The sequence below is a fragment of the Mucilaginibacter sp. UYCu711 genome, from assembly GCF_050433825.1.
Lineage (GTDB): Bacteria > Bacteroidota > Bacteroidia > Sphingobacteriales > Sphingobacteriaceae > Mucilaginibacter.
In genome coordinates, this window is record NZ_JBNPWM010000003.1 from 362,537 (window position 1) to 386,769 (window position 24,233).

26 protein-coding genes are annotated in these 24,233 nt (G+C 41.8%); 19 read left to right on the forward strand and 7 right to left on the reverse strand.

The annotated features are described in order from the left end of the window. Positions 1-2: 2 nt before the first annotated feature. Together ABIB50_RS08805 and ABIB50_RS08810 are read right to left on the reverse strand one after the other, a co-directional pair. Positions 3-431: a Fur family transcriptional regulator gene (locus ABIB50_RS08805; RefSeq protein ID WP_429379015.1), complete on the reverse strand. Its 429-nt coding sequence runs from the start codon at positions 429-431 to the stop codon at positions 3-5. Between the two features lie 138 nt (positions 432-569). Continuing rightward, positions 570-998: a MerC domain-containing protein gene (locus ABIB50_RS08810; RefSeq protein WP_429379017.1), complete on the reverse strand. Its 429-nt coding sequence runs from the start codon at positions 996-998 to the stop codon at positions 570-572. A gap of 240 nt (positions 999-1,238) precedes the next feature. On the opposite strand from ABIB50_RS08810, the gene ABIB50_RS08815 reads away from it, so the two are divergent. Further along, complete coding sequence (locus ABIB50_RS08815; RefSeq protein ID WP_429379019.1) at positions 1,239-1,649, forward strand: response regulator; 411 nt, start codon at positions 1,239-1,241, stop codon at positions 1,647-1,649. Between the two features lie 63 nt (positions 1,650-1,712). Here the strand turns inward: ABIB50_RS08815 and ABIB50_RS08820 are convergent, their stop codons facing one another. After that, positions 1,713-2,483 (reverse strand): MBL fold metallo-hydrolase, encoded by a 771-nt coding sequence (locus tag ABIB50_RS08820; RefSeq protein WP_429379021.1) that lies wholly within the window; start codon positions 2,481-2,483, stop codon positions 1,713-1,715. 59 nt (positions 2,484-2,542) lie between these two features. On the opposite strand from ABIB50_RS08820, the gene recJ reads away from it, so the two are divergent. From recJ to ABIB50_RS08840, 4 genes are all read left to right on the forward strand, one after another. Next, positions 2,543-4,240, forward strand: coding sequence for a single-stranded-DNA-specific exonuclease RecJ (recJ, locus tag ABIB50_RS08825; protein WP_429379023.1), 1,698 nt, complete (start codon positions 2,543-2,545; stop codon positions 4,238-4,240). Positions 4,241-4,328: 88 nt separating this feature from the next. Next, positions 4,329-5,069 (forward strand): LPS export ABC transporter ATP-binding protein, encoded by a 741-nt coding sequence (gene lptB, locus ABIB50_RS08830; RefSeq protein WP_429379025.1) that lies wholly within the window; start codon positions 4,329-4,331, stop codon positions 5,067-5,069. Between the two features lie 14 nt (positions 5,070-5,083). Beyond that, positions 5,084-6,604, forward strand: coding sequence for a GH3 auxin-responsive promoter family protein (locus ABIB50_RS08835; RefSeq protein ID WP_429379027.1), 1,521 nt, complete (start codon positions 5,084-5,086; stop codon positions 6,602-6,604). A 3-nt stretch (positions 6,605-6,607) separates the two neighbouring features. Further along, positions 6,608-6,889: a hypothetical protein gene (locus ABIB50_RS08840; RefSeq protein WP_429379029.1), complete on the forward strand. Its 282-nt coding sequence runs from the start codon at positions 6,608-6,610 to the stop codon at positions 6,887-6,889. A 91-nt stretch (positions 6,890-6,980) separates the two neighbouring features. Here the strand turns inward: ABIB50_RS08840 and ABIB50_RS08845 are convergent, their stop codons facing one another. Further along, entirely contained in the window at positions 6,981-8,123 is a 1,143-nt protein-coding gene (locus ABIB50_RS08845; RefSeq protein WP_429379031.1) for an FAD-dependent oxidoreductase, read from the reverse strand. Positions 8,124-8,356: 233 nt separating this feature from the next. On the opposite strand from ABIB50_RS08845, the gene ABIB50_RS08850 reads away from it, so the two are divergent. The 11 genes from ABIB50_RS08850 to ABIB50_RS08900 all read left to right on the forward strand — a co-directional run bounded on the left by ABIB50_RS08850 (position 8,357) and on the right by ABIB50_RS08900 (position 15,670). Further along, complete coding sequence (locus ABIB50_RS08850) at positions 8,357-8,590, forward strand: hypothetical protein (RefSeq protein ID WP_429379033.1); 234 nt, start codon at positions 8,357-8,359, stop codon at positions 8,588-8,590. A 53-nt stretch (positions 8,591-8,643) separates the two neighbouring features. Further along, a complete protein-coding gene (locus tag ABIB50_RS08855) occupies positions 8,644-9,066 on the forward strand; it encodes a cobalamin B12-binding domain-containing protein (protein WP_429379035.1) in 423 nt (140 codons plus the stop codon). 9 nt (positions 9,067-9,075) lie between these two features. Next, positions 9,076-9,858, forward strand: coding sequence for an enoyl-CoA hydratase/isomerase family protein (locus ABIB50_RS08860; RefSeq protein ID WP_429379037.1), 783 nt, complete (start codon positions 9,076-9,078; stop codon positions 9,856-9,858). Positions 9,859-10,031: 173 nt separating this feature from the next. Continuing rightward, positions 10,032-10,616 carry an outer membrane beta-barrel protein gene (locus ABIB50_RS08865; RefSeq protein ID WP_429379039.1) on the forward strand — a complete coding sequence of 195 codons (585 nt, stop codon included), beginning with the start codon at positions 10,032-10,034 and terminating at the stop codon, positions 10,614-10,616. A 243-nt stretch (positions 10,617-10,859) separates the two neighbouring features. Continuing rightward, positions 10,860-11,486 (forward strand): hypothetical protein, encoded by a 627-nt coding sequence (locus ABIB50_RS08870; RefSeq protein ID WP_429379041.1) that lies wholly within the window; start codon positions 10,860-10,862, stop codon positions 11,484-11,486. 147 nt (positions 11,487-11,633) lie between these two features. After that, positions 11,634-13,073 carry a sigma-54-dependent transcriptional regulator gene (locus ABIB50_RS08875; RefSeq protein WP_429379043.1) on the forward strand — a complete coding sequence of 480 codons (1,440 nt, stop codon included), beginning with the start codon at positions 11,634-11,636 and terminating at the stop codon, positions 13,071-13,073. A 10-nt stretch (positions 13,074-13,083) separates the two neighbouring features. Next, on the forward strand, positions 13,084-13,281 hold the full coding sequence (locus ABIB50_RS08880) for a hypothetical protein (RefSeq protein WP_429379045.1): 198 nt from the start codon (positions 13,084-13,086) through the stop codon (positions 13,279-13,281). A 48-nt stretch (positions 13,282-13,329) separates the two neighbouring features. Further along, positions 13,330-14,373, forward strand: coding sequence for an AI-2E family transporter (locus tag ABIB50_RS08885; protein ID WP_429379046.1), 1,044 nt, complete (start codon positions 13,330-13,332; stop codon positions 14,371-14,373). 157 nt (positions 14,374-14,530) lie between these two features. Further along, entirely contained in the window at positions 14,531-14,797 is a 267-nt protein-coding gene (locus ABIB50_RS08890) for a YtxH domain-containing protein (RefSeq protein WP_429379048.1), read from the forward strand. Between the two features lie 77 nt (positions 14,798-14,874). Continuing rightward, positions 14,875-15,234 carry a phage holin family protein gene (locus tag ABIB50_RS08895; RefSeq protein WP_429379050.1) on the forward strand — a complete coding sequence of 120 codons (360 nt, stop codon included), beginning with the start codon at positions 14,875-14,877 and terminating at the stop codon, positions 15,232-15,234. Continuing rightward, positions 15,227-15,670: a hypothetical protein gene (locus ABIB50_RS08900; RefSeq protein WP_429379052.1), complete on the forward strand. Its 444-nt coding sequence runs from the start codon at positions 15,227-15,229 to the stop codon at positions 15,668-15,670. Before ABIB50_RS08895 ends, ABIB50_RS08900 begins: the two co-directional genes overlap by 8 nt. Positions 15,671-15,764: 94 nt before the next feature. On the opposite strand, the gene ABIB50_RS08905 is transcribed toward ABIB50_RS08900, so the two are convergent. Together ABIB50_RS08905 and ABIB50_RS08910 are read right to left on the reverse strand one after the other, a co-directional pair. After that, positions 15,765-16,526, reverse strand: coding sequence for a phosphosulfolactate synthase (locus ABIB50_RS08905; RefSeq protein ID WP_429379054.1), 762 nt, complete (start codon positions 16,524-16,526; stop codon positions 15,765-15,767). Between the two features lie 90 nt (positions 16,527-16,616). Next, entirely contained in the window at positions 16,617-18,020 is a 1,404-nt protein-coding gene (locus ABIB50_RS08910) for a tetratricopeptide repeat protein (RefSeq protein ID WP_429379056.1), read from the reverse strand. A 242-nt stretch (positions 18,021-18,262) separates the two neighbouring features. Between ABIB50_RS08910 and amaB the strand changes: the two genes are divergently transcribed. Both amaB and ABIB50_RS08920 read left to right on the forward strand, forming a co-directional pair. After that, positions 18,263-19,804 (forward strand): L-piperidine-6-carboxylate dehydrogenase, encoded by a 1,542-nt coding sequence (gene amaB / locus ABIB50_RS08915; RefSeq protein ID WP_429379058.1) that lies wholly within the window; start codon positions 18,263-18,265, stop codon positions 19,802-19,804. Between the two features lie 23 nt (positions 19,805-19,827). Next, on the forward strand, positions 19,828-21,465 hold the full coding sequence (locus ABIB50_RS08920; protein WP_429379060.1) for a S8 family serine peptidase: 1,638 nt from the start codon (positions 19,828-19,830) through the stop codon (positions 21,463-21,465). 436 nt (positions 21,466-21,901) lie between these two features. On the opposite strand, the gene ABIB50_RS08925 is transcribed toward ABIB50_RS08920, so the two are convergent. Beyond that, positions 21,902-23,047 carry a TlpA family protein disulfide reductase gene (locus ABIB50_RS08925; protein ID WP_429379062.1) on the reverse strand — a complete coding sequence of 382 codons (1,146 nt, stop codon included), beginning with the start codon at positions 23,045-23,047 and terminating at the stop codon, positions 21,902-21,904. A gap of 132 nt (positions 23,048-23,179) precedes the next feature. Between ABIB50_RS08925 and ABIB50_RS08930 the strand changes: the two genes are divergently transcribed. Then, on the forward strand, positions 23,180-24,163 hold the full coding sequence (locus ABIB50_RS08930; RefSeq protein ID WP_429379064.1) for a pyruvate dehydrogenase complex E1 component subunit beta: 984 nt from the start codon (positions 23,180-23,182) through the stop codon (positions 24,161-24,163). Positions 24,164-24,233 lie beyond the last annotated feature (70 nt).

Below are 24,233 nucleotides of genomic sequence, written 5' to 3' on the forward strand. Positions count from 1 at the left end.
TATTATTCTTTATTAGCGCATTTTGGACAAAGGCCGGTAGCGCTAAAGCTCAATTTTTCTAATTTAAATCCCGCCGGCAATGCTATAGGCGGCATATCCAGCTCATCTAAACAATACACATTTTTGCAATTGCTGCAGTTAAAATGAAGGTGCTCATCATTATGATGGTGTTCGTCACAATCAGACGAGCAAATGGCATAATTAGCCGTACCATTCAAGTCAAATACTTTATGAATGATCCCCTTTTCTTCAAACGCGTTTAATATGCGGTAAAGTGTAACGCGGTCAACATCGCCAATAACACTTTCCAGGTCGGGCTGTGATGTGGCAGTCTTTTTATTCACCAGTAAGTTTAACACCCTTAACCGCGCCTCGGTGCGTTTAAGCTGGTGCCGCTTTAATAAATGCTCGAAATGATGATTAATACCCATTTGATTAAATGATGTTTACAAAACTACTAAGAAATAGTGAGTTTGTTTTGCACTAGTTAAAGTGCATTGTTATTTAATATTGAATTATTAACGCCGAATATCGAATTTGAGGCACTTCGATATTCAACATTTTTAGCCTTAACGCCTTTTAGGATGGTTATGATTTAAATTAAAAAAATGATCCTTGTTACTGCAAACGCCCACATATTTATAATTTACAAAATGCGCGGCGGCAATAGTTAACCCACCCAATGGTACAACAATAGCTTCCTCCCAGCCTTTTAAATAAATATGGCCGGCAATTACCAATACAAAACCACTACACAATAACAATAACGGCAAAGCCCGCCTATGCGTACGGAAGTAGGATAAAAAAATAGATGATACGCCCAGCAATAATGCCAGTAAGATCATACTCCACTCAAATAATGGGTGAGCCAGAAAACCCAGCCCCGCCAATGGTAAAAATGTAAGCAATATAGGCACTATGGCACAGTGTATAGCGCATAACGTTGATGCTGTCATCCCTAAATTATCTAACCTTTTACCCAGCTTTCTTGATGCCATGGCACAAAGATATATTAATGCAACTTAATTGCATTTTATTTTTTGATAAATTATACTTCGCTGACACTAAATTTCTCAAAAGGAAAGAATTAACCCCTTTAATTATTTTGTTATTACTTTATGTTTGGTTTGTGTAATATTGCTTGTATATTCATGTAAAATAAAACACTTTTGTTTTTTATGCAGATACAACATATAGGAATAGAACTTTTTAAAAAATACGCCGTATAAGCGACATATATGAACTCTGATAACAAGCCTGTAAGTATTTTATTAGTTGATGATGATGAAATAAACAATTTCATTTCTATTAAACTGATTAAAAAAGCTGTAGATAACACGGCTATATCCGCGTGCCTAAACGGAAGGTTTGCTATTGAGGAGTTAGTTGAGATACAAAAGCAAGACCCGGCACTGTTACCCGATTTTATTTTACTGGATATCAACATGCCTATCATGAATGGCTGGGAGTTTTTAGACGAATACAAGCGCCTGAATATCGACCCACTGGGTAAAAGCAAGATCTATATCATATCATCATCTGTTTTTAGTAATGATATCAATAAGGCACGGTCATATCCGCTGGTAAAAAACTTTATTTCAAAACCGTTAAGCGTTGATAAGATAAAAGAAATGTTCAACGCAAATTAAAAGCGCATAAAATATTCCACTAAAAAACAGCGATGGGGTTTGAAACCTATCGCTGTTTTTTGTTTATACCGGTGTTATCGTAAAATGATCGCCGTTATAAGTGATGTTACCTACCGGCGAAGATTTTGCATGATAAAATAATGTTGCCCACCCTTCGGCGGCGGCTTTTTTACCGTATTCTTCGCGCAGTTCCATCGCCTTTTGGGCGTCGAAATCATATTTGGCTTTAAAGCGCCTTATCAGTTGTTCGGGCTCAGGCAATTCATCACCACCAAAAAAACATTTCGCGTCGCCATCTTCTATCCAAAACACCTGGTGATACTGGCAATGCCCGCCCGATAGTTCATAGGTTATCCCCGGTTTAAACTCGCCCGATCCTTCTACATAGGTAATATGTGCCGATCGTTGTAAGCTGTCAAATATCTCCTGGTGATAGGATGATGATTTGCCGCTGAAAGCAGTTTCCCATTCACCGCGCTGTATAACATGCTCGGCGCCGGGGAAGCTGGGTTCGAGCTTGCCATTACGCTCAACAACTAATCCGCCCGAATGGTCATAATGCAAATGCGACATCAGAACTAAAGTCACATCTTCCGGATCGAACCCCGCGTTACGGATATGCTGGTGCAGGAAAAGCTCGTCGCGGGTATCTTTATATCCCAGACCACTATCAAATAAAATCAGGTCTGTCGATGTTTGTACCAGGAACGGATTAACTTGTATGAATAACGAACCCGGCCGGTCGCGGAAATTATCCACCTGGGGATCAAAAGGAATAAATTTTTTAGAAGCATCTACCGAGTAAGAACCCTCGCCAAGTGGGAAAATTTTCATAATATATTAGTTCAGTATATAACTTCAATAGTATATTTACTGTTTTAAGCAACAAAGATATGAATAAACGGTGGGCGATAAGGGAAGTACCGGCAATTGATGATATAAACCATTTAGCTGCCGAGCTGAATATCGATCCTGTTTTAAGTACTTTGCTGTTGCATCGCGGCATAAAAACCTTCGAAGAAGCTAAATATTTCTTCAGACCGGACGAACGCCACCTGCATGATCCGTTCCTGATGCAGGATATGGAAAAAGCTATTGAGCGCATTGAAGCTGCTATCGCCACCGGCGAAAAAATAATGGTATATGGCGATTACGATGTCGACGGCACCACCGCCGTTGCCGTTGTTTACAGCTTCTTTAAAAACCATCACGGCAATATTGAATATTATATCCCCGACCGTTATAAAGAGGGCTACGGCATATCTACCCAGGGTATTGATTATGCTGCCGAAAATGGTTTCGGACTGATCATAGCGCTGGATTGCGGGATCAAATCTGTAGATAAAATTGCTTACGCAAACACCTTAGGCATTGACTTTATTATTTGCGATCACCATACGCCCGGCGACGAATTACCTGATGCAGTTGCGGTGCTTGATCCGAAGCGTGCCGATTGCCCTTATCCTTTTAAGGAATTATCGGGCTGTGGCATTGGCTTTAAACTGGCACAGGCTTATGCCGAGAAAAATGGCTTACCGTTTGAGGATGTAGCTAAATATTTCGACCTGGTAGCTGTAAGCATATCCTGCGATATTGTACCCATAGTTGGCGAGAACCGCGTGCTGGCTTATTATGGCTTGAAAAAGTTAAATGAAGATCCATGCATCGGCCTTAAAATATTAATGGGTGTTGCCGGCAAAAGCATAAGCTATACCATATCTGACATTGTTTTCCTGCTTGGGCCGCGTATTAACGCCGCAGGGCGTATTGACGACGCCAAACACGCCGTTGAACTTTTAATAGCCTGCAACGACGAAGAGGCCCAAATAAAAGGAGACCTCATCAACATAAAAAATACCGAACGTAAGGGCCACGATCTGCAAATAACCGATGAGGCTTTAGGCATGATAGGCGACAGCCAGATATTGATCGACAAAAAATCTACAGTAGTTTTTAATGAGAACTGGCACAAAGGCGTTATAGGGATTGTTGCTTCGCGATTAACTGAAAAATATTACCGCCCAACCGTAGTGCTTACCCGGTCAAACGGGCATGTGGCTGGTTCGGCGCGTTCTGTTTTAGGGTACGATCTTTACGAGGCACTTTGTGGCTGCAGCGACCTGCTCATCCAGTTCGGCGGGCACAAATATGCGGCAGGCCTAACCATGCATCCAGAGAACGTGGAAGCATTTATGGATAAGTTTGAAGAAGTGGTGAGCGCAACCATCACGGCCGAGCAATTGATCCAGCAGATACAAATTGACGCCGAATTGCGTTTAACACAGATCGAGCCTAAATTTTTCAGGATATTGAACCAGTTTGCACCTTTCGGGCCGGAGAATATGTCGCCGGTGTTTATTACAAAAAATGTGTACGTTAGCGGCAATCCGGGTTTAGTGGGACAAAATCACATAAAAATGACGGTGATGCAGGAAGGCTCGGCAGCATTTGATTGCATTGCCTTTGGCCAGGGCGAACAATTAACACAAATAAAAAAAGACGTACCTTTTGATATTTGTTATAGTATTGAAGAAAATATCTGGCGCGAAAAGCGCACGATACAGTTAAATGTAAAGGGAATAAGGTTTTAAAGCCCCTCCCAACCCTCCCCGGTAGGGAGGGCTTTTAAAAGCAAAATAAAAAAGTCTCCCCTACCGGGGGAGATTTAGAGGGGGCCATATGAACCTACGGGCAGAGAATTTAGTTAAAAAATATAAACAGCGGTCTGTTGTCAGCGATGTCTCGTTCAATGTTTCGCAGGGCGAGATCGTTGGTTTGCTTGGGCCAAATGGTGCAGGTAAAACTACATCGTTTTACATGATTGTAGGGTTGATAAAACCCAATGAGGGCCATATATTTTTGGACGATGAGGAAATAACTACCGACCCGATGTACCGCCGTGCGCAAAAAGGCATTGGCTATTTGGCGCAGGAGGCTTCGGTGTTTAGAAAGCTTACTGTCGAGGATAATATTAAGGCAGTGTTGGAAATGGGCAAAATGACCAAAGTACAGCAGGAAGAAAAACTGGAGACGTTAATAGACGAGTTTAGCCTGCACCGTGTACGCCGTAACCGTGGCGATTTGTTATCGGGTGGCGAGCGCCGCCGTACCGAGATTGCCCGCGCGCTGGCTGCCGAACCAAACTTTATTTTACTGGATGAACCGTTTGCCGGAGTTGACCCGATTGCGGTAGAAGAGATCCAATCCATGGTGGCTAAGTTGCGCCATCGTAACATAGGCATATTAATAACCGACCATAACGTACAGGAAACATTGTCTATCACCGACCGTGCATACTTGCTGTTTGAGGGTAAAATATTAGAATCGGGCGTACCCGAGGTATTGGCGGAGAATGAATTAGTGCGGAAAGTGTACCTGGGTGCAAACTTTGTATTAAAAAGAAAAACATTCGCTCAATAACCTAAATTGCCTGTATGACAATTTTCAACTCTGTTTTTACCTGGTTCATGAAAAAGCGTATCCACCAGATAGAGCTTTTTATGAAGTACCCCAACGAGGTACAGGAAGAATGGTTTGAACAATTGATATCGCGGGCCGAGAATACCGAGTGGGGGAAAAAGTACGGCTACAAAAGCATTACCAACTTAAACCAGTTTAAAGAGCGCGTACCTATACAAACTTACGATACGCTTAAGCCCTACATTGAACGGATGCTTAAAGGCGAGCAAAACGTACTTTGGCCTTCAGAAATTAAATGGTTCGCCAAATCATCCGGCACAACCAGCGATCGCAGTAAATTCATCCCGGTTAGCGAGGAGTCGTTAGAGGAATGCCACTTTAAAGGGGGTAAGGATCTGCTGACCATCTACTTCAATAATCGCCCTAATGCAAAAATGTTTACGGGGAAGATCTTGACGCTTGGCGGCAGTCACCAGGTTAGCCAGCTAAGCCCTGATACTTCCTTTGGCGACTTATCCGCAGTGATCATGAAGAACCTTCCCTTATGGGCCGAGTTTCATCGCACCCCACACCTGGACATTGCCCTGCTGGAAGATTTTGAAGAGAAGATAGAGAAAATGGCGCACGCCACCCGCGATGTTAATGTAACCAGCCTTAGCGGTGTGCCTACCTGGAACTTGCTGCTTTGTAAACGCATCCTGGAGATTACCGGCAAAAACAACTTGCTTGAAGTTTGGCCCAACCTGGAAATGTATTTCCACGGCGCGGTTAATTTTACCCCCTATCGCGAGCAGTTTAAAAAGCTGATACCAAGCGATGACATGTATTACCTGGAAAACTACAACGCTTCCGAAGGTTTCTTCGGGATCCAGGACACGATTGAACCGGGTGAGATGTTGTTAATGCTTGATTATGGCATTTTCTATGAGTTTTTACCAACCGAAAACCTGCACGACGAAAACCCGAAAACCCTCACACTTGACGAAGTAGAGCTGGATAAAAACTACGCCCCCATCATTAGTACCAATGCCGGGCTATGGCGCTATTTAATTGGCGATACCATTAAATTTACCTCGCTGGTGCCATACCGCATACAGGTTACCGGCCGTACCAAACATTTTATAAATGCGTTTGGCGAGGAAGTGATCATAGACAATGCCGAGCGTGCTTTAGAAGAAGCCTGCAGCCAAACCGGTGCTATTATCCGCGAATATACCGCCGCCCCTGTTTATTTTAACGGCGATGAATGCGGTGCCCACGAATGGCTGATAGAATTTGAGAAAAAGCCCGCCGAATTTGAACGGTTTGTAGATATACTTGACCAAACCCTGCGCCGTATCAACTCCGACTACGACGCTAAGCGCTTTAAAGACATGGCCCTGCGCCGCCCCATAGTACGCCGCGTCCCCGAAGGCACCTTCTTTAACTGGATGAAAGAAAAAGGCAAATTAGGTGGCCAACATAAAGTACCGCGCTTAGCTAATAACCGCGAGTATGTGGATGCGATTTTGAAGACTTTAGAGTTGGTTAGTTAAAAAATGGCAACTTTTAAAATAGTTGATGTATTTACTCTTCAAGCAAGAAAGCTGATTGTCATTACCGGAACAATCTTATCCGGAAATATAGCCATTGGCATGTCTTTAGTAACCGGAGATTTAAGTTTACGAATTAAATCTATTGAAGCTATCAATTCGGTTAATAATGCTGATTTGGTAGGACTGACCTTTGACACATCTAAAAGCATTGAAATAAATAACATGGAATTGTTAAAGGATATGTTGGTTCAGATTTTGATCTCGGATCAAATTTTGTCATTCTGATTTCTATGATAAAAGCAAATTAGAATAATAACTTATTATTATCCATTACGTTAGTCCGGGATTACAATCGGGACAAATCCTTGTTGGTGAATTAACCTCCCAAGCTCATCATAAATCCTATAGCCTCCGGCGAGTGCAGCGCCTCTGTTGATACCATTGTTATCTGCGCAGTTTCAGCAGCACGGGTGCGCATTTCCTGTTCAAAAGCGGCAATGGCTGCATGTGTATCAGCATAACTATCATCCAATAAACAATTACTTAGTTCCACAGCGTCAAGCATGGCCATATTTACACCTTCACCGGCAAAAGGTGGCATAAGGTGGGCGGCATCGCCAAGCATGGTTAGGTTTGGTTGCGCATCCCAGGTTTGATCAAAAGGCATACAGTATAAAGGGCGGGGTATAAACTGACCGGTTGAGTTTTCAAATAGCTCCTGCCAAACATCGTCCCAACCGCCATAAGCCGTTTTAAACCAGTCGGTAATCTGGTCTTTATTATTAAAATCCAGTCCGCTTTGTTCAATCCATTTTTCGTCAGCATTAAAGCTGGGGTAAAATACCAGGCTGCCATCACCTTTAGCGCCTACTATTAAACTTTTACTATCGCCAAAGGCAAAGATCTTACCGCCGTTTAAAAGCTTGTGAATATTAGGCGCGTTTATTACCAAATCATATACCGCGCCCTCTATCGCGGTAATTCCCGAATAGAATGGTTTGATATCGGTTAGGTAAGGGCGGATCTTAGAATTGGTGCCATCAGCAGCAATAACTATATCGGCAAATGCTTCAGTACCATTTTTAAACTCCAGTTTCCACACCCCATTTTTTTGGTTCATGCTAACAAAATGGCTATCCCAGATAACCGTACCCGGCTGTAAAGATTCCAGCAAGATCTGTTGCAGCGGCCCGCGATCAATTTCCGGGCGGGCGTATTCGCCTCCGCCATCTACATTTTCTTCTAATATGGAGTTGGCGTACATATCCATCAGGTGCATTCTGTCGGCCCCCGGGCGATAGTTAGCATTAAATTCGTCCATTAACCCTCCTTCCCGCAATGCGCGCAAACCCGATTCATAGTGCAGGTCCAACGTTGCCCCTTTTGGGCGGGCATCGGCGTGTGCATCACGCTCGTATACATTTACGTCGGCGCCTTTCATTTGTAAAAGTCGGGCAAGGGTTAGTCCGCCCGGTCCGCCGCCAACTATTGCTATTTTTTTGTCCTGAATATTCCTCATCTTTCTTGTTGTTATTAACGCAGACGAATGAGCGGCGAAAACATTTTAAAAAAATAAAAAATATTGCGGGCAGTAAGTTAAGACCCAGATTGTCTTATGGTTCCCTATTTCCACACTTTGGGGGTTTTTGTAATCATATCATTCATACAAAGCAAAATTTTAAGTTTTAAAATAAGATGGTCTTATTTTTGAATAGGTGGTAATAACTAAAAACAACAATAAACGTATTAATTATGCAAGCATCAGCTACTACTCTAAAAGCTAACTTTTCTTTGAAAACCACTTACAAGGGCAAGCAACTTAATTTAAGTATTGTTGCCAATGATGATAAATACAGTGTTTTAGAAAATGATAAACCTATAGGCCATATCAAATTAGGAAATGGCAGGCATACCTGGATAGTTGTAGACAGCATGTATGTGGCGCCGCAACTGGTAAACGAAATTGCAAAAAAGATAGCTGCCTAATCAAATTGACCACGTTGGTGTAATTTGCTATCTTGCATCACGCAAAAAGCAAAATGACCACCAAACCATTTAACCGCCCCATACGTGTATTAGTTGCCAAAGTTGGCCTTGACGGGCATGACCGCGGCGCGCGCATCATAGCAACTTCGCTGCGCGATGCTGGTATGGAGGTTATTTATACCGGCCTGCGCCAAACTGCCGAGATGGTGGTAAATACCGCATTACAGGAGGACGTTGACGCGATAGGGATCTCTATCCTATCCGGCGCGCATATGACGGTTTTTCCGAAGATCTTAAAGCTGATAAAAGAAAAAAAGATGGATGATGTGCTGGTTACCGGTGGCGGCATTATCCCTGAGGATGATATGAACGCGCTTAAACAAATGGGCGTTGGCGAACTCTTCCCACCGGGCACAACTACACAGGATATTGTAAAATATATTACCGATTGGGTGCATCAGCATCGTAATTTTTAACTTTACGCCATGGTATACCAAAATCTACTGATCGAAAACAAAGGGCGCATCCAATACATCGTAATTAATCGCGAAAGCAAATTAAACGCTTTAAATAAAGATACTTTATATGAGCTGCACATTGCCTTAGGCGATGCCTTATATGATAAAGAGGTTGGTGGCGTGATTATAACCGGCGCCGGAGCCAAGGCCTTTGTTGCCGGAGCGGATATTGCCGAATTTAAAGGTTTGAGTATGAAAGCTGCTCTTCACCTGGCGCACGAGAACCAAAAGAATATTTTCGACCTTATAGAAAATTTCGGCAAACCCATTATAGCGGCCATAAATGGCTTTGCGTTAGGCGGGGGGCTGGAGCTGGCCATGGCTTGCCACATCCGCATAGCTTCTGACAATGCGAAGATGGGGCTGCCGGAAGTAACATTGGGCCTAATTCCAGGTTATGGCGGCACGCAGCGCTTAACCAATTTAGTAGGCAAAGGCAAGGCATTAGAGTTAATATTAACTGCTGATATGATAACCGCTGCTGAAGCGTATCAACTGGGATTAGTAAACCATGTGGTTAGTCAGGACGGCTTATTAGTAAAGGCCGAAGAGATCCTAAATAAAATACTATCTAAAGCCCCGTTAGCTATAGCCGGAGCCATTACCGCAGTAAATGCTGCAACCCGAAATGAGGGCAATGGCTTCGAAACTGAAATGGAAGAATTTGCCAAATGCTTTGGCACTGCCGACCTTAAAGAAGGTATTGCAGCCTTCCTGGAAAAGCGAAAACCTTCCTTTAAAGGTAAATAAACGGCCTTTTATTACATTGCCCTGACCAAATTACCATTATAGTCAAAAAATAAATAGCTGTTAATCAATCGATTGAATAATCGTGACATTTGGATGAAAAATTGTATTGGATTTGTGCTGTTACTTTGCTGCCGTGTTAAACAACACACACAACAATTTAATAACACATAACCATGAAAAGTACATTAAAAATCACAGCACTTGTTTTAGCCTTAGCCGGTTTTACCCTAAGCGCCAAAGCACAAACCAACCCTACATCTACCAAAACAACCGCAAGTGGCATACGCTACAGCATCGGCGTTGATGCCGGTATCCCCACAGGAAAATTAGCCGATAATTATAACTGGAACCTTGGCGGTTCATTACAGGCTGATATCCCTGTTGCATCTCAATTATTTGTTACCGTTAACGCGGGCTACAACAACATATTTGGTAAAGATGTAACTGTTGGTGCAGTTACAGTAAAAGCACCCAACATCCAGTTACTGCCTGTTAAAGCCGGTTTAAAATATTTCCCGGTACAAAACTTTTATATCCAGGGAGAAGCGGGCGCAGCATTTGTTTTGAATAAAACAAAAATTGGTGCGGATAACAGCACAGCATTTATATACGCGCCACAAATTGGTTATCAGTTTGCGTTAGGTGGCAGCAATTACATTGATGCAGGTGTACGTTACGAAGCAAGTACTAAATTAAACAGTGCCGTTGACGATAGCAAAGTAAACTTTGTTGGCTTACGCGTAGCTTACGGATTCTAAACAAGCAACCTACATCTACCCTTAAAAACAAAAAAGCGCCCTTTAACCGGGGCGCTTTTTTATTTTATCAGGTTTTTAGCCTTAGTTATTAAAATTTAACATTTTTTTACATCCATTTATAACAGGTTATTGAAAACGGATATTAGCTTTGCACAAATTATATATAATAGTTACTACTAAATTACGGTAACTTATACATTGTTAAACCGATATGCGTTTAACATATTAATATTGAACTATAACATGAAAATTACTCTTAAAGCAATTATCTACTCTTTACTTCTTATATGTGTTGGTTCTGTTGCTAAAGCACAGTTAAATGTGCCCGATAGCTTGCGTATTGGCATTGGTGCAGAAATAGCTTCAACTACAACTACCAATTTTGGCACAGGTGTAATTACACCCCCAAGTGGTACTGCTGCTTCTGCATATAGTTATGGTGCTGGTATTTCTTTACGGGTTGATATACCAGTATTAACAAAATTAGGGGTTACTTTAAGTGCGGGGTATACCAGCTTTTTTCCAAACAGCAACGCGCAATATAGCCAACAAGCTATAACAGGTGTTAAGTTGGCTAATTTTAACGTTATCCCGTTAAAAATAGGCCTTAAAGCCTTTATAGGCGGAGATCGTTTTTATGTGCAGGGCGAAGCGGGTGAAACCTTAATAGCTAATAAAGCCGATGTATACGCTACTTATACCAATTCATTTACCTGGGCTCCCGGGCTTGGTTTAGTGCTGCCACTTAAAAAACGCCATACTTATATTGATGGCGGCATCCGCATGGAAAATACTGCCAGTTTTTACAACGCGAAAAACACCAATACGTTTTGGGCACTGCATGTCGCTTATGCGTTTAATTTAAAATAACAATAACCGCTTTCAATTTATCGCATTAATTAATATCTTAAAAAAATAGCGGTTAATGGGTTATTACTGTGCAAAAAATTATTGAAATTAGCATTTTTGTGTAACTTAACGGTTTAATACATTACTCAATAAACCGAAATTCCTGATATGAAAAAAATCCTCATCATAGATGATGAAGTAAATGTTGCGTTATTACTCTCAAAATTTTTAACACGCAACGGATTTTATGTAAGTACCGCAGCCAGCGGTAACAGCGGGATAGAACAGCTTAAAAATGAAGAATTTGACCTGGTATTGTGTGATTACCGGCTTGAAGACACGGATGGGCGCGAAATGCTTCGAAAAATAAAAAATCAATATCCTAATACAGGGGTTATTATAATTACCGGCTACTCTGATATCAAGATGGCCGTGGAACTGATAAAGATGGGCGCTTACGATTATATCAGCAAACCTTTATATCCCGACGAAATATTAAATACCATAACCAAAGCTATTGAAACGCGACAAGCGTTAATTGATGGTGCTAACACCCCGTTACCGGTTAGCAAAGCGGGTAAGAAACAGGTACCATTGGCAGATGGAGTTGTGGTTGGTACAAGCCGCGCATCAAAAGAGCTTTCAAGACAAATAGAGTTGGTTGCCCCAACAAATTATAGCGTTATTATTTTAGGCGAGAGTGGATCTGGCAAAGAGGAAGTTGCTAAAAGCATCCATTTACACAGCCATCGCAGCAACCAGCCCTTTATTGCAATGGATTGCGGATCGCTAACAAAAGAATTAGCAGCCAGCGAGTTTTTCGGGCATGAAAAAGGATCATTTACAGGCGCGTTCGCAACCAAAATAGGCCATTTTGAAATGGCAAATGGCGGCACCCTTTTTTTAGACGAGGTTGGAAACTTATCCTACGAGATCCAGGCGGCATTGCTAAGAACCGTTCAGGAACGTAAAGTAAAAAGAATTGGCAGCACCAAAGAGATAGATCTTGATGTGCGGATAATAGTAGCTACAAACGAGAACCTGGCAGAAGCTATAAACAAAGGAAAATTCAGAGAAGACCTGTACCATCGTTTTAACGAGTTTAGCATAGTTATGCCGCCATTGCGCGACCGTGGCAGCGATATTATGCTGTTAGCCGCGCATTTTTTGCAAGCCGCCAACCAGGAGCTGCAGCGTAATGTAACCCACTTTTCGCCCGAAGTTATAGAGTGTTTTATGAACTACCGCTGGCAAGGCAATGTGCGCGAATTAAAGAACATTGTAAGGCGCGCAGCCTTAATAAGCGAAGGAAGTGAAATAACTACCAAATCTTTACCCTTAGAGATATCGAACTATAAAATGCCGATGTTTGATTATAGCAATCAGCAAAATAGCTATAGCCAAACGGGTAATTACCAGGCACCGGAACAGCGCCATGATATAAAAGAACAGCGCCACGACCTTAAAAACGCGGCCCTGGAAGCCGAATACGAAACCATATTAAGGGTATTACGCGAAGTTAATTTTAATAAAACCCGGGCTGCCGAAATTTTAAATATCGACCGCAAAACGCTTTACAATAAAATGAAAGCCATCAACCTGAAATAAATTAGTGTATATGAGCAAAGGACCGGTTGATGCTGAAGTAATGAGCAGGTTAAGGCATGATATAAAAAATCAGCTTTCAACTATCCATATGGCATTAGAGGCATTAAAGTACGAAACGCCCAACCCATCAGAAGATTTTACATTCTGCATGAACACTATCCTAACCAGCGTCACAAAAATAAATGACCTTTTAAAGAATCCCCAATAAAACTATTTGGCGTTTATTTGTTTATAGTTTTGTTACACACAGTACTAAATGTCAATTTTTAACTATAAGCAGCGTAATAATATTATACTGGTCAGCATTATTGTGCTGGGCTGCTTTATATTATACGCGCTAAGCAGCCTTATCAGTGCCATATTGGGCGCTATTGTGCTGTTCACTATTTTCAGGCCATTTTATTTGTATATGGTCGAAAAAAAAGAGTGGAACAGGCCTGCCGCCGCCCTGATCATCATCTTTACATCGCTCACTTTAATTATACTGCCTTTTATTACTTTAAGCTTTATGGTGATAGGTAAGATAGCCGAAGTAAATTCCAACCCCGCATCCGTACAGCAGCTGGTGGTAAAAATAGATGCCTTTGCCGGCTCAACTTTTCATCAACCCCGTTTTGCAGAAAATACAATGCAAAAATTGGGTGTGTATGTAACCGACCTCTTTCCGTCGTTATTAGGCAGCGCCGCAAATATTATATTAACGTTGTTAGTATTATACTTTCTTTTATACTTTATGTTTGTGCAGATAAGAGAATTTGAGGCGGCGATGCTGCGCTATGCCCCATTCAGGGAGCAGTATGCCATAAAGTTTGCAGTTGCGTTACGTAACTCTACTTACTCAAATGTATTGGGGCAGGGCATTATAGCCGTTGTGCAGGGCGCTTTGTTGGCTAACGGGTTTTGGATCTTCGGCATACCTGATCCTGTTTTTTGGGGCGTAATAGGTGCGTTTATCTCGTTTTTACCTGTGGTAGGTGCCCCAACGCTGTGTATCCCGGCCAGCCTTTTATTATTTGCCGACGGCCATAACTTGCAGGGGATTCTTTTATTGGCTTACGGACTTTTATTTATAGGTAATGTTGATAATGCATTGCGCCTGATAATTAATAAACGTGTGGCAAACACTCACCCATTGATATCTGTTATTGGGGTATTTATTGGCTTACCTTTATTTGGTATAACCGGGTTGGTATTTGGGCCATTATTGCTATCTTACTTTTTATTGCTTATAGAGATATATGAAACCAACAGGATGGCTGCCGACAGGCTGGACAGGATACAATCAAGCCCGGACAATTGACCTGGTGGTTGAACACTTTTGTGAACAATTATAGGGCAGCTGCAAATAAAAATTATTTAATTACAGCTAAACATATACAAAATGTTGGATTAACTATATTTGGCAAGATATTTAGTCGTTATATAAATCAAATGTTCAACTTAAAAACTTATTTAATATGAATGATAACACAAAAGTAGTTGTGGCCCTACTTGCAGGGCTTGCAGCAGGAGCGGCATTAGGAATTTTATTTGCACCAGACAAAGGCGAAGAAACCCGTGATAAACTAAGCGAATCATTAAAAAACCTGGGCGACTCTATAAAAGAAACCGCAGCAGCCGAAATTGACAACCTTGTTGGTTTTAAAGACAAAGTTGTTGACAACATCAAATCAAAAATCAAAGGTGCCGAAGAAGAGTACCAGGACGATTTGGAGCACGCATAAATTAGTTATGAGTAGTGAGTTTTGAGCTGTTTTTTTACTCAAAACTCTCTACTCATAACTCAAAACCCAACTACCTCATGGAAGAAGAAGCCAAAAAAGAACAACAGGCACCGTTATTTGATCAGCTTAGGGAATATGCCGAAATAAGGTTTAAACTGGCAAAGTACCAGGCAGTTGATGGTGGCTCAGCAATTTTTGCCAACTTAATTGCTGATGTTGTTGTTGTTATAAGCATGTTACTGGCTTTTATATTTGCCAGTTTTACGTTAGCTTTCTACCTGTCAGAAGTATTCCAATCCTACTGGGAAGGATTTGGCTGTGTTGCGTTACTCTACCTGTTAATAGCTACGGTTATTAAAATAAATAAACGCGCTATAGAAAAGCCAATTGCTAACGCATTTGTGAAAAAGATTTTTAAAAACAGAAATAATGACTGAGCTTCCTATTTTAAGCCATACTGATCTGAAGAACGAAATATACCGGCTAAAGGGCTTGGAGCGCGAAAAAGGCGCTGCAATACGCGCCCACTTTAGTAGCCCGGGTGCTATATTTTCGACTGTATTTTCTTTATTCAAAGGCGATCCGAATGAAAAAGACGGCGGTATATTTAAACAGGATTTTTTAGGTGTGATATCGCGGTTTGCAATACCTTTTGCATTAAACAAAACACTGTTCAGAAATTCAAACTTTATAATTAAAGCTTTAGTGGGTTTGGTTTCACAAAAAGCTTCTCATTTTATTTCAGAAGATTCTGTTGAAAGTGTATGGGATAAAGCCAAAGGCCTGTTTGGTAAGGTTACGCATCTGTTTGACAAACCTGCCAAAAGGAAAAAGCCAGAGGGCCCTTCGTTTAAGAAGATAAAGAAAGATTAATTTTTTTCTGATTCTAAGAATAGCGAAGAATCTTCTAAAACAGCCCACCTATAAAAGCGTATAATATCCTTCGCTATGCCCAGGATGACAAACGTTATAGTCCAAGGAAATGATCAAACGTATCGCTCCTGATACCCAATCTTAAAGTTTCCAATGGTATCGTATCTGCCGGGGCAATATTACCCAGGCTTACATTGGCGCCGATGAGTTTGATGAACCAAACCTGTTGTGCTTTTTGTGGGGCTTCCCAGATAATGCTTTGCTCTGGTATTTGAGTTAATATCTCGTCAACCAATCCCTGCCTAACCTCTCCCGAGTCGCGATAGATACCCACATTACCGCTCTCGCGCGCTTCGGCAATAACTTTCCATGATCCGGCTTCAATTTCAGCTTTCATCAGCTGGATCCATTTATAGGGGGCAAAGATCTTTTGCACATCCTTTGATCCAACTTCGGATATTACCGTTACCTGTTTAACCAGCTTGCGTATATATTCGCATTTCTCTTCATGCTCTATAGTGATAGAGCCGTCGGATACTTCGGCATGCTCCAGTTTATATTTATCTAATATGCGGCAATAATCATCAAACTGTCCGCGCACAATCATCGCCTCAAATAAAGTACCGCCAAAATAAACCGGGATGCCGGCTTCCTGGTACATGGCAATTTTTTTATCAAGATTAGGGGTAACGTATGATGTGGCCCAACCCAGCTTTACAATGTCTGTATAGGTGCCTGATACTTCCAAAAAATCTTCCACTTGTCTTAAGCTCAGCCCCTTATCCATTACCATAGTGATACCACTGTCCCGTGGTTTAAGCGTGCGCTCCGGAAGATTATTGATCGTATAATTCATAATACTTTTGTAGGGTTGTATTAGCTGTAAAAGTCTAAAAAAAAAGCTAAAACGGGAAACGTTTTAGCTTTTTTAATGATAACTTAATCATTACTTCGCGTAACGATTAATAATATCAAGTATCACTTTGTTTTCCTGCAATTGCGGTAAATAATCAAACAGGATATAGTGTTTTTCCGGGTCGGCTGCCAGGGCCAGCTCCAGTTGATTTAATGCTTCATTATATTCGCCTTTGGCAAACAGGTAAGCTACCATGCGGTAGTAAAGTTCGGCCGCCTCAGGGTTATTTTTTATCCCTTCCGACATGATCTCTATGGCACCTTCCAACCTTTTGTCTTCATACAAAATAGATGAATAATCTAACCATGCGTCAATGTCCATCGGGTTAAGCTCAACCACTTTTTCGTAAGCATCCTCGGCTTCCTGCATGTGGCCCAGTTTATATTCGGCATCGGCAATGGCAAACCAGTAATCTGCGTTGGTCAGGTCGATATCCAAAGCTTTTTTATAAAAATGCAGTGCCTCAAAATAGCGTTCTTCAAAATCAAGCGTAACACCTATACCAAACCAGGCATCGGCCAGTTTAGGGTCCATTTTAACTGATTTTTTATAGAAGGCGCGGGCATCATCCATTTGCTCCAGCTTCTCATAGCATTCGCCAATGGCGCAATACGTATCGGCGTTAGGTTGCTCGTATTCGAAAGTATGGCGGTAAACTTCTATTGCTTCAGCATATTTCTCCAGGTTAACCAACGCATTACCTTTATTAAAGTAGGCCGACGCAAAGCTGTCCTTTATCAGGATGGCATAATCATAAGCATCTATGGCTTTCTCAAACAAACTTAGTTTAGTGAACGCGTTACCCAGGTTATACCATGCGGCATAGCTGTAAGGCTCGGTATCAATATATTGCTGATAAAACTGCACACTTTCTTCCTGATTGTCCAAAACGTCATAGCAAAAAGCCAGTTCGTAAAGGGCATCCTGGTTTTCCATATTTTGCTTTAAGCAAAGCTTAAGGTAAGTAATGGACGTCTCGTAATCGCCCATATTTTGGTAAACGTAGGCTATGTGTAATAGTATCTCGTCGGTTTCTTCGGCAAGGTCAAGCGCCTTTTCATAGTTCTCCAACGCCTCGGCATAACGCTCCATGCTCTCGTACATATTACCACGGATGATATAAATATCCGCGTCTGACGCTTCGAGCATAGCCGCCTTATCCAACGCTGCAAAGGCAGCACCGGTATGGTTGGTTATGGCCAGCAACTGGGCTTGTTTTATTAAAAATACTGCGGCAAAGGGATGTTGATTAATAGCATACTCGGCTACCTGCAGGGCCTTAGCGGGGTCGTTCTTTTCGATATAATAATCGATAATGTTCTCAAACGCCTGGGCATCAAAAAAGTACTGGTCATGATTCCTGATCATTTCCTCGTACCGCTCTACCGAAAATTTTGGATCTTCGGTAAAACCAAATTCAAATTCTTCTTCCATTAATTAGTGTCTAAGAACATTGGTTCAACAATCTGTTTTTTGTTAGACTGCAAAACTTTAGCTGTGTTTAAATTACCAGTAAAAGATTCTAAAAAGCAATTAAGTTTTCAACATACACACATTTTTAACATCGCTGTTTGCAAAGTATTGATTACTAACATAAAGCATTTGAGGACCAGTGGGGTGAGTTGGCAATTATTGCCTTAAAGATTTTTACCTTTGATATTACAAAAGTACGGATTATGCGCGTTGATATAACTGATACCCTAAAAGATTTACATATAGATAACATAAACGCTGCCTACAGCAGCGGTAGTATATGGGCCAGCGGGGCTGATAATGTTATTAAAGATATTATATCGCCGGTTGACGGGAAAAAGATCGCTACGGTTAAAATGGCGACTGCAAATGAATACAATATAGTTGTTGATCAGGCTGCCAAAGCTTTTACCACCTGGCGTACCATACCCGCACCAAAGCGCGGTGAAATAGTTCGACAAATAGGCGAAGCATTGCGCGAGCATAAAGCACACCTGGGCAAGCTGGTATCCTACGAAATGGGCAAGAGCCTGCAGGAGGGCTTGGGCGAAGTACAGGAAATGATTGACATTGCCGATTTTGCCGTTGGCCTTAGCCGCCAGCTTTACGGCCTTACCATGCATAGCGAACGGCCAGACCATCGCATGTATGAGCAATATCACCCTTTGGGGATAGTGGGTATCATCTCAGCTTTTAATTTCCCGGTTGCGGTGTGGAGTTGGAACGCCATGCTGGCCTGGGTTTGCGGCGATGTTTGTATCTGGAAGCCATCAGAGAAAACGCCGTTGACCGCCATTGCCTGCCAACATATAGCGCAAGCAGTTTTTAAAAAGAATAATATAGATGAAGGCGTATCATGCCTGATCATCGGCGATAAAAATATTGGCGAACTAATGGCTAATGATAAGCGCCTGCCATTAATATCAGCCACCGGCTCAACCCGTATGGGTAAAGCGGTTGGTGCCGCCGTTGGGGCACGGCTGGGCCGAAGCTTGTTAGAGTTAGGTGGTAACAACGCCATTATCATAACAGAAAACGCCGACCTGGACATGGCCTTAATAGGTGCGGTATTTGGCGCGGTAGGCACTGCCGGTCAGCGTTGTACCAGTACCCGCAGGCTAATTATCCACGAAAGTGTTTACGATGCTTTTAAAGCCAAGCTGGTGAAAGCTTATGGGCAGCTAAAGATTGGTAACCCGTTAGATGAAAGCAACCATATGGGTCCGCTGATTGACCAGGATGCCGTTAGTTTATATTTAGACAGCATAACCAAATGTAAAGCCGAGGGTGCCAAATTTGTTATAGAAGGCAATAAGCTAGACGGTGAAGCCTATAGCTCGGGCTGTTATGTTAGTCCGTCAGTTGCCGAGGTAGAAAACTATTATAATATTGTACAGCACGAAACCTTTGCCCCTTTACTTTATCTGATAAAATATAAAACATTAACCGATGCCCTGGCGTTGCAGAATGATGTTCCGCAAGGTTTATCGTCAGCCATCATGACGGGCAATTTACGCGAAGCAGAGACGTTCTTATCCAATGCCGGATCGGATTGCGGTATCGCCAATGTTAATATCGGCACCTCGGGTGCTGAAATTGGTGGCGCATTCGGCGGCGAAAAAGAGACAGGTGGTGGCCGCGAGTCAGGATCGGACGCATGGAAAGTTTACATGCGCCGGCAAACAAATACCATTAATTATTCAACAAAATTACCTTTGGCACAAGGAATTAAATTCGATTTATAATATCTTACAGAAAATTTATATACATGACTAATTTTAAGAAGTACATTTTTAGTTCCGCTACATGTGCGGCATTAGTGTTAAGCCTTAATGTAACGGCGCAAACGGCACCTCCGGCTGATCCACCAAAAAACTGGCATCAAATGGATTTTAAAGCTGATGGCTTTTATGGCATCAGCTTAAACAATGCCTACAACTTTTTAAAAGGCAAAAAAAGCAAAACAGTAGTAGTGGCTACTATTGATAGTGGCATTGATACTACACAAACTGACTTAAAAAGCATCCTGTGGGTAAACCCGAAAGAGATTCCTAATAATGGTAAGGACGACGATAAAAATGGCTTTATTGATGACGTACATGGCTGGGACTTTTTAGGCGGCCCGGGCGGCAAAGTTGATTATACTGAAACTACCGAAGAGGTTAGAGAATACAATCGCCTTAAACCTAAATATGGTGCCACTACAACCGCTCCCGAGGGTAGCGAAAAAGAATATGCATACTGGATAAAAGTAAAAACCCAGCATGACGAAACTGTTACGAAATCAACTAACGAGTCGCAACAATTATCGCCGATGATGAATGCCTTAATGGTTACCAGCGGCTATGTTAAAAGAGAATTGAAATTAGCTCCATCAGCCACATTTACAAAGAAAGATCTGGATAAGATCGCCGCTACTACCAATGACACCATCAACCAGAGTAAAGGTGTTTGGTCGCAGATGTTTGAGCAGGTAGATGGCGACAACAGCAAAGTGATAAAAGAACTGAGCGACTATTTAGCCAAGCTTAACAACGATATTAACCCCGATCTTAACGCGCGCAAAAACATTGTTGGCGATAACCCGGATGTACAGGACGGCAAACCTTATGGCAACAACGTGATTAAAGCCCCTGATGCATCGCACGGTACCGGTGTTGCGGGCTTAATTGGCGCTGTACGTGGCAACGGCTATGGTATTGATGGCGTTGCCGATAATGTGCGCATCATGAGCATTAAAGGCGTGCCTAATGGTGATGAATATGATAAAGATATTGCTAACGCGATCCGTTACGCGGTTGATAATGGCGCAAAGATCATTAATATGAGCTTTGGCAAAAAGATCTCGCCGCATAAAGACTGGGTTGATGCCGCGTTTAAATATGCTGCCGCGCATGATGTGCTGCTGGTACAGGCATCGGGCAATGACAATCAGGATATGGATGAAAAACCGCAGTTCCCGAATGATACATTCGCAGACGGATCGGGCACAGATGCGGATAACGTAGTATGTGTTGGCGCATCCGGCGCTAAAGTTGATGAGACCCTGGCTGCCTCTTTTAGCAACTATGGCAAAAAGAATGTAGATGTTTTTGCACCGGGGGCAAAGGTAACCTCTATTGATACCGATGCCGAATTTAATACAGCCGACGGCACCAGTTTTGCATCCCCGATAGTAGCAGGTGTAGCCGCATTATTGTTGGAGTATTACCCAACCTTAAGCGCTAAACAACTCAAACAGGTTATCCTGGAATCGGCCACACCGTTAACGGGTACGATGGTTTTAAAACCGGGCAGCAAAACAGATAAAGTTGATTTCACCACATTAAGCAAAACCGGCGGTATTGTTAATGCTTATAAAGCGGTGCAATTAGCGTCGAAGTTAAAAGGGGAGCGGAAGAATTAAGATGAAGGTGGTATTGGCAGCCTGGATTATTTTAAATGTATTTTTCCATATACGGGTTCAAGCACAATCTGTTAATTGCAAAAATTTCAAGATTGGAACCTTCAAATTAATTGACAAGAATCACACAACAATAATTAAACGCTTCGGGACTACACAAAAAGAATACTTTGATGGCGCAAAAATCCCCACCACATATCATGTTAAATGGAGTGATGATTGTACTTATATATTAATACCGAGTAGTGATTTTTTTAAAAAATATCCTGACACGCCTAAAGACGCTCGTTTGACAGTCCATATAACAAAAATTACAAACAATAGGTGTACAATAGTGTCGTCTGCTAACTTTGTTGCACAAGTTGTAACTAATGAGTTAATGAAAGTAAGATAGTGTCCAGCTTATTCAATTTCCATCCTGGGTCCGCTTTTTTGTTTACTACCTTATTGCTTCAATAGTAGCTGTTACTTTATTATCAAAGTCTTCAAAATACCCCTCTGATGACCAATGAACTTCGCCTTGTTTATTAATAAGATAAAAGTTGGGATCGCTGTGAACGTTGTAGGCTTTTGCAACTGATTTGCCATTTAAATATACGGGCGCTTTAATATCTTTTTTACTTATAAAATTTAACACCTCATCCTTGCTATCCTGTGTGTTGATAGTTAAAATAACCACATCAGTTCCATCATACTTTGCATTAAGCTTTTTCATAGACGGGACAGCGAGTGCCGCAGCAGCACATCCATTTGAAAAAAATTCAACAAACACTACCTTCCCTTTTAAATCTGCCAGCGAGAGTTTCTTGCCCTCTGTTGAAGTCAGTTCCCAACCGGGCGCGGTTGTGCCTTTGCCTAATAAAGGTAATGCTTTTTGCTCGGGCCTAAACCCGGACGGAACAGAAAAGTCCTTAGGGCCAGGTTCCTTTGCACTAAATTTATAATCCGAAAATGAGGCCTGGCGCGTCATCCGGATAGTACCTAACGATATCCCTCCTTTTGACATCTCTCCTTTCTGATCTGATATCACACCCAGGATCATGTTGTCTCTTTTGTTTATAAAAACATGTATCCTGTCATACAATTTCTTCGATGTATTCTCCCATTCAATAAATAAATGATAACACTCGCCTTTATTGATAATGGTATCCGAAAACATTTGAGTAGTATACCGTGTCTCGTTGATCTTTCTTTTTAAGTCGGTTACCAAAAAATTCAGCGGGTCAGCATACGACTTATCTGTCCCCCTCGGCTTCATAACGTATATGCTGTCTTTCAAATAAAGTTCAAGTTGCTGCTTACTGTTGCCCACATACTTAAATTTACCATAGCTGGCTTCACAATCAACCACGTAGCTTTCATAGTTATTATCGCCCAGGCGGTTGGATTGCGCTACTTTAATTTCGGAATGCTGATCGCTTCCGCCAAAAGGGTCATTGTTGATTTCTGAAACTTTATAACTGATGCCCGGACTATTTGTTATTTTATCAATAGAACTTTGAAGTATTTGCTGCTGAGCTTTAGCGGTAAAAGCAAATAATAAGCAACAGGCTAAGATGAAATTTGCAGATGTTGGTTTTTTCATAATAAGGTTGGGGTGGGCAAATATACTCATTCAATACTAAAGTTGTAACAAAAACATTCCTTAAAGCTATAATTGCAAATCACACATTAGTGCTTATATTTGCATTCCAAAAAACATCATTTAATTAGCAAGATGAGAGAAATACAGTTCAGAGAAGCACTTCGCGAAGCAATGCAGGAGGAAATGCGCAATGACGATACCATATACCTGATGGGCGAAGAAGTTGCCGAATATAACGGTGCCTACAAAGTTAGCCAGGGTATGTTAGACGAGTTTGGCGCAAAAAGGGTTATAGATACCCCCATCTCTGAATTGGGCTTTGCAGGTATAGGCATTGGCTCGGCCATGAATGGTTTAAAGCCAATCATCGAGTTTATGACGTTTAACTTCTCGTTAGTGGCTATCGACCAGGTGATAAACGGTGCTGCCAAGATCATGTCAATGAGTGGTGGCCAGTTCTCGGTGCCAATTGTGTTTCGCGGACCAACAGGTAATGCTGGTATGCTAAGCTCACAACACAGCCAGTGTTTTGAAAATTGGTATGCCAATTGCCCGGGCTTAAAGGTAGTTGTACCATCAAACCCTGCAGATGCTAAAGGTTTATTAAAATCATGTATTATTGACCCTGATCCTTGTATCTTCATGGAGTCGGAATTAATGTATGGTGATAAAGGCATGGTTCCTGAAGAAACTTATTACACCCCAATTGGCAAAGCTGCCGTAACTAAAGAAGGTACAGATGTTACTTTAGTTGGTTTTGGCAAGATCATGAAAGTGGTTAACGCTGCCGCTGCCGAATTGGAAAAAGAAGGTATCAGTGCAGAGGTAATCGACTTACGCACTGTTCGCCCTATTGATTATGAAACTGTTATTAACTCTGTTAAAAAAACCAACCGTTTGGTATTGGTTGAAGAAAGCTGGCCATTAGGATCAATAGCTACCGAGATAGCCTTTAAAGTACAAAAAGACGCGTTTGATTACCTTGACGCGCCTATCCTGCGTATTATGGGCGGCGACGTGCCATTGCCATACGCACCTACATTGATACAAGAGTACCTGCCAAACGCAGATAAAGTAGTTAAAGCGGTTAAAGAAGTAATGTACGTTACCAAGTAACAATAACTTGATATTTTAGAAAGCCTTCCGATATACGGGAGGCTTTTTTATGCTTATAATTGTGTAACCA